14 protein-coding genes are annotated in these 13767 nt (G+C 60.3%); 2 read left to right on the top strand and 12 right to left on the bottom strand.

All coding sequences use genetic code 11. The features are described from left to right. Positions 1–133: 133 nt before the first annotated feature. A complete protein-coding gene (locus R3F00_RS10475) occupies positions 134–829 on the top strand; it encodes a response regulator (RefSeq protein ID WP_371281735.1) in 696 nt (231 codons plus the stop codon). Positions 830–993: 164 nt separating this feature from the next. Here the strand turns inward: R3F00_RS10475 and recO are convergent, their stop codons facing one another. The 7 genes from recO to R3F00_RS10440 form a co-directional block, all read right to left on the bottom strand. Continuing rightward, positions 994–1704 (bottom strand): DNA repair protein RecO, encoded by a 711-nt coding sequence (gene recO, locus R3F00_RS10470; RefSeq protein ID WP_371281734.1) that lies wholly within the window; start codon positions 1702–1704, stop codon positions 994–996. A 12-nt stretch (positions 1705–1716) separates the two neighbouring features. Next, entirely contained in the window at positions 1717–2622 is a 906-nt protein-coding gene (gene era / locus R3F00_RS10465; RefSeq protein ID WP_371281733.1) for a GTPase Era, read from the bottom strand. Further along, positions 2619–3311: a ribonuclease III gene (gene rnc, locus R3F00_RS10460; RefSeq protein WP_371281732.1), complete on the bottom strand. Its 693-nt coding sequence runs from the start codon at positions 3309–3311 to the stop codon at positions 2619–2621. The genes era and rnc overlap by 4 nt, the downstream gene beginning before the upstream one ends. Next, on the bottom strand, positions 3304–3642 hold the full coding sequence (locus R3F00_RS10455) for a DUF4845 domain-containing protein (protein WP_371281730.1): 339 nt from the start codon (positions 3640–3642) through the stop codon (positions 3304–3306). The genes rnc and R3F00_RS10455 overlap by 8 nt, the downstream gene beginning before the upstream one ends. Positions 3643–3705: 63 nt before the next feature. Continuing rightward, positions 3706–4602, bottom strand: coding sequence for a signal peptidase I (gene lepB / locus R3F00_RS10450; RefSeq protein ID WP_371281729.1), 897 nt, complete (start codon positions 4600–4602; stop codon positions 3706–3708). Positions 4603–4647: 45 nt separating this feature from the next. Next, positions 4648–6441: a translation elongation factor 4 gene (gene lepA / locus R3F00_RS10445; protein WP_371281728.1), complete on the bottom strand. Its 1794-nt coding sequence runs from the start codon at positions 6439–6441 to the stop codon at positions 4648–4650. A gap of 172 nt (positions 6442–6613) precedes the next feature. After that, the gene (locus tag R3F00_RS10440; RefSeq protein WP_371281727.1) at positions 6614–8011 is read right to left on the bottom strand and encodes a DegQ family serine endoprotease; all 1398 of its coding nucleotides are present in this window, start codon (positions 8009–8011) and stop codon (positions 6614–6616) included. On the opposite strand from R3F00_RS10440, the gene R3F00_RS10435 reads away from it, so the two are divergent. Further along, positions 8010–8153, top strand: coding sequence for a hypothetical protein (locus tag R3F00_RS10435; RefSeq protein ID WP_371281726.1), 144 nt, complete (start codon positions 8010–8012; stop codon positions 8151–8153). The two genes, R3F00_RS10440 and R3F00_RS10435, sit on opposite strands and share 2 nt — an antisense overlap. An 8-nt stretch (positions 8154–8161) precedes the next feature. Here R3F00_RS10435 and R3F00_RS10430 read toward each other — a convergent pair whose 3' ends face one another. The 5 genes from R3F00_RS10430 to R3F00_RS10410 form a co-directional block, all read right to left on the bottom strand. Next, entirely contained in the window at positions 8162–9187 is a 1026-nt protein-coding gene (locus tag R3F00_RS10430; protein WP_371281725.1) for a MucB/RseB C-terminal domain-containing protein, read from the bottom strand. Positions 9188–9193: 6 nt separating this feature from the next. Further along, positions 9194–9862: a sigma-E factor negative regulatory protein gene (locus tag R3F00_RS10425; protein ID WP_371281724.1), complete on the bottom strand. Its 669-nt coding sequence runs from the start codon at positions 9860–9862 to the stop codon at positions 9194–9196. Positions 9863–9867: 5 nt separating this feature from the next. Continuing rightward, positions 9868–10455 carry an RNA polymerase sigma factor RpoE gene (rpoE, locus tag R3F00_RS10420; RefSeq protein WP_371281723.1) on the bottom strand — a complete coding sequence of 196 codons (588 nt, stop codon included), beginning with the start codon at positions 10453–10455 and terminating at the stop codon, positions 9868–9870. A gap of 164 nt (positions 10456–10619) precedes the next feature. After that, positions 10620–13217, bottom strand: a complete 2598-nt coding sequence (locus tag R3F00_RS10415) for an EAL domain-containing protein (protein ID WP_371281722.1) — start codon at positions 13215–13217, stop codon at positions 10620–10622. Then, positions 13217–13738: a hypothetical protein gene (locus R3F00_RS10410; protein WP_371281721.1), complete on the bottom strand. Its 522-nt coding sequence runs from the start codon at positions 13736–13738 to the stop codon at positions 13217–13219. The genes R3F00_RS10415 and R3F00_RS10410 overlap by 1 nt, the downstream gene beginning before the upstream one ends. Positions 13739–13767: the final 29 nt, after the last annotated feature.

The raw sequence follows: 13767 nt of genomic DNA, 5'->3' as shown, positions 1-13767 counted from the left end.
GGCGCGTGCGCATGTTATCAGTGAACCGCGCCTTCCCAGGAAGGTCACAGCCGCTACCGCACGCGAAGGCTGATTGACCATGGATCGCATACGACCGATCCTTGGGCCGATTCATCGACAGGGAATTTCGAAAATGGCAAGGATACTGGTTGCCGACGACAACGCGCTGAGCCTGGAGTTTTTCGCCGAATCCATTTCCCGCATGGGGCACGTCGCTGAAACTGCCAGGGATGGAATGGAGGCATGTCTGCTCGCATCGTCGCGACACTATGACTTGATGTTGATCGACTCGCGCATGCCGTTACTGGGCGGAGCGGACGCCTTGCGACGCATTCGTTCCCGGAGCGGGCCTTCCCGATCATCACCAGCGGTGGCCACCACGGCTGACGCCAGCCCTGGATCTGATGACTTGCTCGACGCGGGATTTTCCACGGTCGTGATCAAGCCCATCATGTTCGAGGATTTGCGCGCCGTGATCGAGAGTCAATTGGCAACGGCCTTGGCACGCGATGAGATGCTGGATGACGGCCTGGCCATGGCGAAGAACGGTGGCCAGAGGGACATCATGCACGCGCTGCGAAAACTGTTTGCTGCTGAGCTTGATGCCATTCCTGGCGAGATCCATGCCCTTGCGGCCAGCAACGATACGGTTGCCCTGCGGGATCGCCTGCACAAGCTGGATGCCTCGGCCGGTTTCTGCGGAGCGATCAAGCTGGCTGGAGCCGTGCGGACGCTGCGTGATGTACTGGACGAAGAGAAGGGTTGGCCAAACGACGCGGTCGACAGGTTTCTCGCAATCAGCGCCGAAACGCGCGATTCACTCGGCTAGCAGCCTGCCTGGTTTTGCTGCTTGAGGCAGGAGCTCGACTGCGCAAGAACAGATTCCTGGCGATTGGCGTGGCCATGGAGGATCCGTGAGCCAGAAGCGGCGGGATCATGAACCGTGCAGGCAGATTCGCGGTTCAGCCGTGCAAGGCTCGAGAGACTGCCGGATCAGGCTTTTCCCTGGCCTGCCCTGATTTCCCAGGCGTTGAGGCTTCCACCATTGAGCTGATCCTGAAGCAGCGCTCGCATGAGCAGACGCAATTCCCGTTCGGCTTGTGGTGTGGGCCTCTCATCGGCATGCAGGGCAAGCAACGCCGCTCCGCTGACTCGCAAGGCGCCACCATTCGGACGCCACTGCCGCGGGCCCGAGTCCATCACGTAACTGTATTCCCTGTCCGCCTGCAATGCCGAGCCGTCGTCGACGTCCCGGTCCAGAACCAGACCGTAGCCAAGCGCGACCATCAGATCACGCTCGAATCGGCGCAGCGTCCAGCCCTCGGGTTCTCCTGCCGCGATACGATTCAGACAGGTGCAATAGTGCTCGAACAACTCCGGTTGCGGATCACCACGCGCACACAATCGAAGAACAAGCTCATTCAGATACATGCAGGAATAGAGGCGTTCGCCGGCAATCGGCAACGGTGGGGCAGTCGACTCGGCATGAGTCAGCGTAAACAGCTCACCATTCCCCAGCCAACTCAGATTCAAGGCCTGCAGGGGCTGCAGCAAGCCGCGTGGCAAACGCGACTTTTCGCGTCGCACGCCTCTGGCAACCAGGCCGACTCGGCCGTATTCCGGAGTCAGACATTCGAGCAACAGTGAGGTTTCTCGCCAGGCACGCGCATGCAGTATCAAGGCGGGCTGGGCATCAACACGCACGGCCCGGGATACTCAGCCGGTATAGCCAAGCTGTTTGAGGGAGGCATCGTCGTCGGACCAGTTCTCACGCACCTTCACCCAGAGCTCGAGAAACACCTTGTTGCCAAACAATTTTTCCATGCGTCGGCGAGCCTGACTTCCAATCGCCTTCAGTTGCGCGCCGCCGGCGCCAATGACAATCGCCTTCTGACCTTCCCGCTCAACCCAGATTGCCGCCGCGATACGGGAAAGGTTTCCGACCTGCTCGAAGTGTTCGATCTCGACCGATGTGGCATACGGGAGCTCTTCGGACAACCGCAGCATGAGTTGCTCGCGAATCATTTCCGCAGCGATGAAGCGTTCGCTGCGATCGGTCAGTTCGTCCTCGGCGTACTGCGCAGGCGCCTCGGGAAGCAACTTGACCAGATCGGATAGCAGCGCCTTGAGCCCCTTGCCATGCGTCGCGCGAATGTAGTGCACCCCGGTGTACTTGCGGGTTGCGGAGATCTCGGCAACAAACGGCAACAGGTCTTCCTTGTTGGTGACGCGATCGATCTTGTTGACCGCCAGCAGGCACGGTGCGGACTGGCGCGATACGAGGTCCCATACCTGCTCGTCTTCGTCGGTCCAGCGCGGAGCCGCGATGACGTGCACTATTGCATCCGCCTCTTCGGGCACCTGCCTGGCAACGCGGTTGAGCTGACGATTGATGGCACGTTTGCCACCGAGGTGCAGACCCGGCGTATCGAGAAAGGCGATCTGCGAGTGCTCATGGGTGGCGATACCCAGAATCCGGTGACGCGTGGTCTGCGGCTTCGGGGAAACGATGCTGAGTTCGGAACCTATCAAGGCATTGAGCAAGGTGGACTTGCCCACATTCGGTCGTCCGACCAGGGCAACCTGGCCGAACCGGAATGAATCCGATATTTCAGTAGTCATGCCTTGCGCTTCTTGTTGTTCGTGGCGATCGCCGTACGTGTTTGAGCGAGTATCGAGTCTGCAGCCGCCTGCTCTGCCGCGCGACGGCTTGAACCCCGACCCAGGGTGCTGAGGCCCAGGGCGCTGATGGTGCAGTCCACTTCGAACTCCTTGTCGTGGTCATCGCCATGCGTCGTGACCAGTTCGTAGGCAGGCAGCGCAAGCGCATGCGCCTGCAGCAATTCCTGCAGAGTGGTCTTGGCATCTTTCGAAGTCTTCACGTCCGCATTTTCGAGCCGACTGGAAAAGAGGTGGATTACGCGCTCCCTGCAGCTGTTCCAGCCGGCATCGAGATAGATGGCCGCAATCAGCGCTTCAAAGGTATCGGCGAGTATCGAGTCGCGACGGAATCCGCCTGTCTTGAGCTCGCCCGGCCCCAGCTTGAGGCTCTCTCCGATATCCTCTTCACGAGCCAGTTCGGCGAGCGCAGCACCGTTGACCAGTGATGCCCGCAAGCGGGTCATCTCCCCCTCGCTGGCCTTGGGAAACCGTTCGTAGATGGCCTCGGCGACAATCAGGTTGAGCAAGGCATCGCCAAGGAACTCCAGTCTCTCGTTGTTGCGGCGCCCTGCACTGCGATGGGTCAGGGCCTGTTCGAGCAGCAAGGAATCGGAGAAGCGGTGGCCAAGGGCGATTGATTCGCTAGCCATCCGTACCATCTAGCCTGACGCTTTTATCGAAGGTTGCCAGCAACTCGATGTTGTGAATCCAGGGTACACGGCGTTCGTACTTGATACGCAGTGTGGAAACATTGTTCTCACGCTTGACCTGGATCGCCTGGGGAGGAATGGCAGCCTCATCGACATATTGGGTGTTGAACTTGAAATACAGATTTCGCCTTACTTCTTCAGGCGACAGGTTTCTCGAATTCGGTTCAGACTGTAGCTGCTTCATGGCACGAACAACGCCCATGTATTCGATATACATGGGCACGAGGCGCATTCCCAGATAGCCGAAGAAGCCGACTACGCACAAAAGCATGATGAACCCAATCAATGTAATGCCGCGTGTACGATACCGAGTGGACATGCTGCCTCCTTCCGCTTATTTGATGACCGTGCCGATACGGTGGTAGTCGATGCTGTTGTCCCAGTTCATCCAGATGACGATGGCCCGACCCACCAGGTTGGCCTCTGGCACGAAGCCCCAGTATCGACTATCCGCGCTACTGTCGCGATTGTCACCCATCACAAAATAGCTGGCTTCGGGCACGCGCCAGGTACCTTCATGCCCCGAGTCGTGCGGCATGGTCATCATGCGGTGGGCTTCGGCCGACAACATCTCGTCCTTGACCTGGGCCTCGCTCAGGTTCCGGCCGTTCTCGGACGGGCCGATATAGGGGCCGACGTAGGTTTGCGGGATTTCCTGACCGTTTACATAGATGATCTTGTTCCGGTAGGTGATCTCGTCGCCGGGCAGGCCGACTATGCGCTTGATGTAGTCCTGCTTGGGCACAGGGGCGTAGGCTTCGAAGCACGGGTTGCCGCTGCGAATCGGCTTGCCGTCCCGCTCGCACTGAAAGCCGGGATAGCGAAATACAACCACGTCACCACGCTGCGGTTCCCCAATCTCGACAATCCGGTTGTTGAGAACGGGCAGGCGCAGGCCATAGGCGAACTTGTTGACCAGGATGAAGTCGCCGACCAGCAAGGTCGGCATCATCGAGCCAGAGGGAATCTTGAACGGCTCGGCAATGAAGGAGCGGAAGATCAGGATCAATACGAGCACCGGAAAGAACGAACGCGCGTATTCGGTCAATACTGGCTCACGCAGCGCCTCCTGGACGCGCGCCTTCTTCTCCGCCTCGGAAAGAGCCGATATGTCATCGATGCTTTGGGCGCGTTTGATGCGATTCGGCGCAAACGCGATCTTGTCGATCAGCCAGATCATGCCGGTCAGGGCGGACAGGACAACCAACAGCAGGGCAAGATCAAAATTCATTCAAACTCCCGGGAAATGCACCGAAGTCACGATTCTTTCGGCAGCTTACTTGTTGTCTGATTGGAGTACGGCCAGGAACGCTTCCTGGGGAATATCCACGCGCCCCACCTGCTTCATGCGCTTCTTGCCTTCCTTCTGTTTCTCGAGCAGCTTGCGCTTGCGCGTTACATCGCCGCCATAGCACTTCGCCAGAACATTCTTGCGCAAGGCCTTGACCGTGGAACGCGCAATGATCTGGGCACCGATCGCTCCCTGGATTGCCACGTCGAATTGCTGGCGGGGAATGAGATCCTTCATCTTGTCGACCAGTTCACGTCCCCTGCGATCCGCCGCAGAGCGATGCAGGATCAAGCTCAGGGCATCCACCCGCTCGCCATTGATCAGGATATCCAGGCGGACCAGCGGCGCAACCTGGAACCGCTCGAAGTGGTAGTCCATCGAGGCATAGCCGCGCGAGACCGACTTGAGTCGATCGAAAAAGTCCAGAACGACCTCGGCCAGCGGCAGCTCGTAGCTGATCTGGACCTGGTTCGCCATGTAATTGATGGATCTCTGCACGCCCCGTTTCTCTTCGCAAAGCTTGATGACGCTTCCTATGTGATCGGGCGGCGTGAGAATGTTGGCCACGATGATGGGCTCACGGATTTCATCGATATTCTGCGATGCCGGTAGCTTGGCCGGGTTGTCCAGCGACAGGATGCTGCCATCCGTCTGCAGCACCTCGTAGATGACGGTCGGTGCCGTGCTGATCAGATCCAGATCGTACTCGCGCTCGAGCCGCTCCTGGATGATGTCCATGTGCAGCAGACCAAGAAAGCCGCAGCGGAATCCGAACCCCATGGCCTCGGAGCTCTCGGGTTCGAAGTGCAGGGCGGCGTCGTTGAGCTTGAGTTTCTCGAGGGCCTCCCTGAGCGAAGGGTAGTCCTCGGCATTGACCGGGAAGAGGCCCGCGAACACACGCGGCTGCACCTTCTGGAACCCTGGCAGCGGCTTCGATGCCGGATCGGCATTGAGGGTCAGCGTGTCGCCGACGGGAGCGCCATGCACCTCCTTGATCGAGGCGTTCACCCAGCCCACTTCGCCGCCACTGAGTTTGCTCTTGACCAGGCGCTTGGGTGTAAACACGCCGACCTGGTCGACCTCGTGCCAGCGCCCGGTCGACATGACGAGGATCTTGTCCTTGGGCTTGATCTCGCCTTGCATGACGCGCACCAGCGATACAACACCCAGGTAGTTGTCAAACCAGGAATCGATGATCAGGGCCTGCAGCTTTGTCGACTCGCGCGGCACAGGCGGCGGAATGCGCGCCACAATGGCTTCCAGTACTTCGATCACGTTGTGACCGGTTTTGGCGCTGATTGCAATCGCGTCCTCGGCGTCGATGCCGATGACAGCCTCGATCTCCTCCTTGGCCCGATCAATATCGGCTGTTGGCAAGTCGATCTTGTTGAGGACTGGGATGACGGTAAGGCCCTGTTCGACAGCCGTATAGCAATTGGCTACCGATTGCGCCTCCACCCCTTGTGCGGCATCGACCACCAGCAGGGCACCCTCGCAGGCGGCAAGCGAGCGACTTACCTCATAGGAAAAGTCGACATGGCCCGGGGTGTCGATAAAGTTCAGCTGGTAGGTCTTGCCGTCACGAGCCGTATACGGCAGCGAGACGCTCTGCGCCTTGATCGTGATTCCGCGCTCCCGCTCGATCGGGTTCGAGTCGAGCACCTGGGCGGACATTTCGCGGTCCTGCAATCCTCCACAGAGCTGGATGATGCGATCAGCGAGCGTCGATTTGCCATGGTCGACATGGGCAATGATCGAAAAATTTCGGATAAGGTCCATCGGGTTTGCCGTAGAGCACCGGCCCGGCGGGCGGCACAAAGGCGGCGATTATCGCAGAAAGCGCCGGTTTTGGCTGCGCTGCAGCATTCTCCCGAATTGGCAGGCGCGGGGGGTCTCATCCCGCGCCTGCCCTGCCTGGGACAAATGCACTGCCCGTGGTGCGCTTCCGAACCTACTCGGACCCATCCTTTGGCACGGTCAGCGCGACGAAGGATGTCGTCTCGTTGCGCCGGATCAGCAGCATGACCGAATCGTCCTGCTTGAGCGCGTTCACCGCCGACTGGAAGCCTTCACTGGTCTTGATCGAGGTACGCCCCACCATCAGCACGATGTCGCCGGGCTGCAGTGCCGCACGTCGAGCGGAACTGCCGGTAATCCGCGTGATCACGACGCCTTCGTCCTTCAGTCCTAGCTGCTTGCGCTGTTCTGCACTGAGGTCCTCGACCAGAATGCCGAGCTTGTTGGCCGGTGCCGCGGTCTTCGGCGCGGCCGCCACGGTCGAAGCGACGTCCTGCGGCAGCTCGCCGACCGTGACCGGGACCGTCAGTGTCTTGCCATTGCGGAAGATCTCCAGTTCCGAGCGGGTTCCCGGTGGCGTCAGGCCGACCAGGGGTGGCAAGTCAGAAGAACTGACTACTTCCGCTCCATCAAAAGACAGGATGACATCGCCGATACGGACCCCGGCTTTTTCCGCAGCGCCCCCGGCCGTGATGCTGTTGACGAGGGCGCCGCCGCTGCGCGGCAGCCCCAGCGCCTTGGCCGAGTCGCGATCCACGTTCTGGATCTGCACGCCGATCATGCCGCGCGAGACATGGCCCTTCTCCTTGAGCTGGTTCATCGTGTTCATTGCCACGGAGATCGGAATGGCAAAAGACACACCCATGTAGCCACCGGTGTTGGAGAAGATCTGGGAATTGATGCCGACAACCTGACCCTCGAGGTTGAAAAGAGGGCCGCCACTGTTGCCGGGGTTGATCGGGACATCGGTCTGGATAAACGGCACGTATTGCTGACTGCGGTCGTAGCCGCGACCGACAGCGCTGACGATGCCGTGGGTCACGGTGTGGTCCATTCCGAACGGAGAACCCACTGCGACGACCCATTGCCCCGGCTTGAGTTGCGTCGAATCCCCGAGGCTGACGACGGGCAGCCCGGTTGCCTCGATCTTGAGCAAGGCAATGTCCGTCTGCTCATCCTTTCCAATGACCTTGGCGTCGAGTTCCCTGCGGTCGGACAAGCGCACGGTGACCTGATCCGCATCACCAACGACGTGGTTGTTGGTGAGGATGTAGCCGTCTGCGGAAACGATGAAGCCCGAACCTGCCGATCGACGTTCGCCACCCGGCGGCTGCCCACGCGGGATCGGGCCGAAGAAGCGTCGGAATATCTCCGGCACATCTTCTGCGTCTGCTCCCGGATCCTGGCCCTCGGCCCGGGCTTCGGCAGTCTCGGTGGCGCGAACATTGACGACGGCGGGACCGTTCTTCTCCACCAGACTGACGAAGTCCGGCAGGTCCGCCGCGAGGCTTTGTCCGGCTAGCGCCAACATCGCCATGCAGACGGCCGACATGAATATCGATCTGCGGGTGGCTGAAAAATTGATCATTATCCTCTTCCTCGTTACAGGGTTAGCGAAGGTGTATTGCCGGGTTTCGGAACCGGGTTGGAATAGCCTGACCGGATCAAAGTTCCCGGCCGCAGCACGTGACTGATGGCATCCCTACTCGTCTCCTGGCGGGGGCGTTGCATCGCGTCTGAGCGAACCGACGATCGCCGACAGCGTGGTCGCAGGCACGTCTCCAACCGCGGTTATTCGCCATTCGTTGCGGGTAACGGCAAGAATGTTCAGGGGGCCGCGCTCGTTGAGCGTCGCACTCTCCAGTATTTCACCCTGGCTCGGCTCCAGGTAGATCGAAATGTTCGCGAGTCCATCGCTGTAGACCAGATGCTCGACAGCGTCCGCCGCGAGCTGTCGCGACCGACGGACCGAACTGAAGGTGAAGCCGGGAGGGGGCTGGGTCACTACCCACTCCGACTTCCTTTGCAGCACCCAGTCATCTGCCTGGGCGGAGCGTGTTGTCAGCAATTCCCTTTGCGACGGAATCAGTTCGGTCTCGTCGGGCAAGGGACCAATCTGCAGGGCAACAAACATGAATTGCTCAAGTATCCGGCGCTCGCTATCCAGCACCATGGAACGCAGCAACAATCGCGAGTTCCTGTCCAGCCAGAGGCGATAACCGTAGCGCCAGGAATCGCGCGCTTCGACGTCAACCACGTCCGCATCGTATCCGGCGACTCTGTCCGTGCCCACGATAGTCAACCGATAGTTTGCCTCGAGCGACCTGGCCCCGGTACCGGGAACCAGCGGCAACAAGCCTCGCCCGGAGTTGCTCGGATAGATGAGCGCGGAACCGTCCGGCTGGACAAAGGTGACATCAGGTCCGTTGCGGATGATTTCGGTACGCGGTCCATTGAGACTGACCAGGCGTTCACGTTCACGCGAGCCCCCAGCGTGGACGACGCGCAGAGTGTCGATCTGTCCCGCATGCTGGTAGAGGAAAGAGCCCTGGTAGTCCAGCGACTGGATCGCCGTGGCCATCTCTGCCAGCAAAGCCTGCGCATCGGGTTGCCGGGCAAATCCCGGCCCCGCACATGCCGCACTCAGCACAAGGCTCGCGCCGAACTTCCAGACGGATCTCAAGACACGCAGGCAGACGCCCGCTCTTTCCAGAGAGATGGGATGCATCGGGCCCTAGCGCTGCTCCGCTGCCTGATTTGCGGGCGCCGAGGCTGCCTGCGGCGCCGATGGCACAATCAACAGGACGTACGGCAACATGCCCGGTTGCCCATTGCTGCCGGTAGCGTCGTAGTGCCTGACCAGGTATGACTGTGTACGCGGGTCGATCGGTGCGGGCTGTGCAGAAAAACCGGCTGTACTTGCAGAAGCCGGCTGTACATCGAGCACAGGCGAAGCCATCGGTGGACGGAAATCCGCGATTCGGTTCGACGCCGGGATTGCCGCGGTGGCAGCAGGAGAAACGGGGGTCGGAACAGCGGCGCGCGATGCAACGGAGTCGCCAGACAAGGGTGCCGTAGCATCTTGCGGACCACTCAGGACCAGCGCAGCGACCGCGACCGAGGCCGCAATGGCGCCACCCGAGGCCCATCGAAGCCACGTTCCTGCCCTTCTGGTCTGCACTGGCGTTTCGTCCTCAAGACGCGCCAGGATGCTGTCTGCGAAATCCGGCCGCAACCGGACAATGACCTGGCGGCGCAAAGCCTGCCTGGCCACATGAAAATTCGACCAGGATGAAACGAGCGCCCGATCGTGCGCAATGCGGCGCATCAGGAATCTGGTTTCCTCCCCGGATAGCTCGCCGTCCATCAAGGCGGACAGTTGCTCGCGAATTTCCTGGCTCATTCGGATCAATCCTCGTTTTCTGAGAGTAACGGTCTCAGCTTTTCATCGATGGCCTCTCGCGCCCGGAAGATTCTGGAACGCACGGTGCCAATGGGGCAATTCATCGCCTCGGCAATTTCCTCGTAGCTCAGACCGTCCACTTCCCTCAAGGTGATGGCGGTGCGAAGCTCCTCGGGCAATTCTTCGACCGTGGCAAACACGGTTTGTTCAATTTCCTGGCGCAACAATTCGCGCTCCGGCGTGGCCCGCTCTCGCAACTGCGAGGCGCCGTCCAGCAGTACCGCATCTTCAATGGCTATGTCGCCGATAGGCGGTCTGCGGCCCTTGGAAACGAGGTAGTTCTTCGCCGTGTTGATCGCAATCTTGTAGATCCAGGTATAGAAGGCACTGTCGCCCCGAAACGCCCCTATCGCGCGATAGGCGCGAATGAAGGCTTCCTGGGCCACGTCCTGGGCTTCGCTCCAGTCGGAGACATAGCGTGTAACCAGGCTGATGATCTTGTGCTGGTACTTGCGCACCAGCAGATCAAAAGCCCGCTTGTCTCCTTTCTGGACGCGCTCGACAAGCGCCTGATCCAATTCGCTTTCGCCCATGCGGGCAGATCTCCTTGCCGGCGATGGGTTCGAGGCACAAGGTCCTAGACACCATCAACCGGAAATAGTTTCACACTCAATGATGACCGGTAAGGGCCGGAGAATTCCAGTCTGGCGCCGGGTTGACCATTCCTGTGCGCAGCTCTGCAAAGGGTCGGGCCGAATCAGAGCTCGCTACGGCTGACCGGCAATTCCGCATGCAATCGCTCTCGCTCGGACATCAGGCTCTCGAAACTGGCCGCAGGCAGGGGCCTGCAGAAAAGATATCCCTGTAGCACCTCGCAACCGAGATCACGCAGGAAGTCCAGATGGGCTTCGATTTCGACGCCTTCGGCGACGACGCCGCGATTGAGGTTGTGGGCCATGCCGATGGTTGCACGGACGATGGCCTCGTCATCGGGATCTAGCCCGATATTGCGCACGAAGGCCTGGTCGATCTTGATCCGATCGGCCGGAAACCGCTTGATGTAGTCGAGCGAGGATTGCCCCGTACCAAAGTCGTCGATCGATATCTGGCAGCCCAGCTCACGCAGGGCCTGCAAGGTTTCGAGCAGGTTGGGGATGGATTTGACGCTGATGCTCTCGGTGACTTCCAGATCGAGCAGGTTGGCTGGCACCCCGGTCTCTTCGAGAACCGCAGCCACCAGGCTAACCAGATTCGGCTGGCGCAACTGCAAGGGGGAAAGATTGACGCTGATCCGAAGCGGCATCGAGTAGCGAAGCTGCCAGCGACGGGCATCCTGGCAGGCCGCACGCAGGACCCATTCGCCGATCGGGATGATGAGCCCGGTTTCCTCGGCAAGCGGAATGAAGAAGCCGGGACTGATCATGCCAAGCTCGGGGTGCTCCCAGCGGATCAGCGCCTCCATTCCGACAATATCCTCGGTCGCGGTATCCACTTGGGGCTGGTAGAACACGCGCAACTCGCCATTGCGCTCCGCCTGACGCAGCTTTGCCTCGAGCGCGAGGCGCTGCTGGTGAGACTCCTCGGGTACCGCGACATAGGCCTGATAGTTGTTTCGGCCCATGCCCTTCGCGGTGTACATCGCCACATCGGCATGCTTGAGCAGGCGCTCCGCGACCGTTGCATCGTCGGGATAGAAGCTCAGCCCGAGGCTGGCCGTTATCTGGATCTCGAGGCCGTCCGGCAGCGTCAACGGCGCTTCCATGACGCGCACGATCTTCTCTGCAATCCGCATGACATCATCGCGCTGCACGATGTGGCGCAAGATCATGGTGAACTCGTCGCCGGCATAGCGGGCAACCGAATCCGAGGCACGCACGCACAAACGCAGGCGACGCGCCACAGCCACCAGAACGTGATCACCCACGCTATGGCCGAGCGAATCATTGATGTTCTTGAAGCGGTCGAGGTCCACGAATAGAACCGCGAACATCTCGCCAGTCCGATGGGCCTCCTGGATGACCGATTCGAGACGGTCGTTGAACAGCAACCTGTTCGGCAAGCCGGTCAGTGAATCCTGCAAACCACGGACACGTCCTTGTTCGCGCGTCCTGCGCAATTCAAGCTCGAGGGCAAGTCTGTAGGCCACTGCACGCAGCCCTTCGATCATCGGGGACAGCTTCTGGAACGGTTCGCGCCTGGCCACGATCAGGGCGCCCAATGCGACCTTGCGCTCGTCGCACAGAGGCAGTCCGATCAGACACTCGAAGCGCCGCTCGCGTACGAATCCGTTGTCCGAGCTCAGGCGCCAGGCGTCTGCAAGCTGGATCAGCTCCTCGCCATCGAGCACGCTCTTGACGGTCCCCTGTGCAAGCGGGTCAGGCGTGTCGTCAGCGGGACTGAAACGGTGGAACACCACGAGCGGCTGGGTCTCGCCAGCCTGATCGAGCCGCAATGCCACCAGAGCGACGAAATCCAGCGACAGCCAGTCGACCAGGCTGCGGATCGCTGCATTGATACCTTCGTCTCCGCCGCCGGTCTGGGTCAGTCCCGAAATGACCTGCAATGCCTGTTCGTAGCGGCCAAGCTCGCCAACCTCCCGGAACGTGTAGAAATGTGCGACGCGGCCGTCCTGCACGGCAAGCTGCACATGAACGTCAACAGGATAGGCACTGCCATCGGCGTGCGGCTTCTGTGCGCGGTACTGGATGCGACCCTCGCGCTCCAGTTTCATGCCGAGCTCACTGCGCATTCCCGGAGCAATGACTCCGTCGAAATTCTCGATGCGACCGCCCAGCAGCTGGACCCTCGAATACCCGCTGCGCTGGACAAAAGTCGGATTGACCTCGAGCAGGCGACCGCTCTTGGGATCAACCAGGGCCAGTTCATCGAGACTTCCGTCAAAAGCATATTGATGTGGTGTGGAGTCGTTGCCGGCCTGCAGCTGGCCTGCGCTTCCTCCGCTATTTCCGAGCCGTGCATGTATCCGCGCCAGCGCTTCCGCCGGGTTGATCGGGCTGGAGAGCCATTCGACGACCCCGGGAGGCATGTTTTCCCAATTCCAGACTTGCTCGGCGGGCGTCGAGGCGATCACTCCGATCACGGGAATGGGCTTTTGCGGACGAAACTGGATCAGTTCACTGCAAAACGAGACCGCGTCCGTCGCCGCTCCGATAAACTCGAGCAGGACCAGATCGATCTGTGGGTCCTGATCAAGAAACGTCCGTGCCTGGCCAATGTCCTTGGCGGTATAGATCGCATCGAACTCCTGGGCATCCAGGGCATCGAAAAGAATGCGCCGGTCATCGCGGTCCGTAGCCACGATCAGGACTGCACCATTTTCACGTTCCGCTGCCATCATCGTACCCAGCGGCCATCGCGCAATCTTGGGCGCTCGTTCGAGCCTGCGCCGGCAATCAGGCGCTCGACCAGGCCCTCGATCTCTTCGGGAAACGCAAGCCTGCGCGAAAGAAACACGATCTTGCGCTGATTGCCGGTTCTGACGCGTGCAAAGCGACGCAGAAGCGCGGTGTTTGGTGGTTTGATCTGGTCATCAAAGTCGATCAGCAGGTAGACCGCGAATTGCATGCTCTGCAGGATAAAGCGCAGCGCATCATTGAGACGCTTGGAACCGGGAATGCGCATTTCACTTTGCCGCAGCGCGGCTATCCCGTTTTCGGGATCCCACAAATAGACCGATTGTCCGCTGCGCATGGCGAGCTGACGAAACTGCTCCAGGGTATCGCCGAGCTGCGCGGTCTCGATGCCGACCAGGTTGCCCTCGGCATTGAGTATCTGCTCGAACAATCTTGGCGTGACTTGTACGCTCGCCGATTCCTGCATGACCTCGACCGGAACCCCTCCCCTGAAGCTCTGCACCTTAGTCTGAACCGGGTGCATTGACCAGA

Origin of the sequence: Dokdonella sp., from assembly GCF_041395345.1 — a bacterium.
GTDB lineage: Bacteria > Pseudomonadota > Gammaproteobacteria > Xanthomonadales > Rhodanobacteraceae > Dokdonella.
The sequence above is the reverse complement of the archived record's forward strand: the minus strand, read 5'-3'. Positions and strand labels throughout refer to the sequence as shown.

What these genes read in the sequence shown, in the direction of transcription:
- R3F00_RS10475 (WP_371281735.1), top strand. Translation starts at nt 134, where the DNA reads ATGGCAAGGATACTGGTTGCCGACGACAACGCGCTGAGCCTGGAGTTT.
- era (WP_371281733.1), bottom strand. Translation starts at nt 2,622, where the DNA reads ATGACTACTGAAATATCGGATTCATTCCGGTTCGGCCAGGTTGCCCTG.
- rnc (WP_371281732.1), bottom strand. Translation starts at nt 3,311, where the DNA reads ATGGCTAGCGAATCAATCGCCCTTGGCCACCGCTTCTCCGATTCCTTG.
- R3F00_RS10455 (WP_371281730.1), bottom strand. Translation starts at nt 3,642, where the DNA reads ATGCTTTTGTGCGTAGTCGGCTTCTTCGGCTATCTGGGAATGCGCCTC.
- lepB (WP_371281729.1), bottom strand. Translation starts at nt 4,602, where the DNA reads ATGAATTTTGATCTTGCCCTGCTGTTGGTTGTCCTGTCCGCCCTGACC.
- lepA (WP_371281728.1), bottom strand. Translation starts at nt 6,441, where the DNA reads ATGGACCTTATCCGAAATTTTTCGATCATTGCCCATGTCGACCATGGC.
- R3F00_RS10435 (WP_371281726.1), top strand. Translation starts at nt 8,010, where the DNA reads ATGAATATCGATCTGCGGGTGGCTGAAAAATTGATCATTATCCTCTTC.
- R3F00_RS10440 (WP_371281727.1), bottom strand. Translation starts at nt 8,011, where the DNA reads ATGTCGGCCGTCTGCATGGCGATGTTGGCGCTAGCCGGACAAAGCCTC.
- R3F00_RS10430 (WP_371281725.1), bottom strand. Translation starts at nt 9,187, where the DNA reads ATGCATCCCATCTCTCTGGAAAGAGCGGGCGTCTGCCTGCGTGTCTTG.
- R3F00_RS10425 (WP_371281724.1), bottom strand. Translation starts at nt 9,862, where the DNA reads ATGAGCCAGGAAATTCGCGAGCAACTGTCCGCCTTGATGGACGGCGAG.
- rpoE (WP_371281723.1), bottom strand. Translation starts at nt 10,455, where the DNA reads ATGGGCGAAAGCGAATTGGATCAGGCGCTTGTCGAGCGCGTCCAGAAA.
- R3F00_RS10415 (WP_371281722.1), bottom strand. Translation starts at nt 13,217, where the DNA reads ATGGCAGCGGAACGTGAAAATGGTGCAGTCCTGATCGTGGCTACGGAC.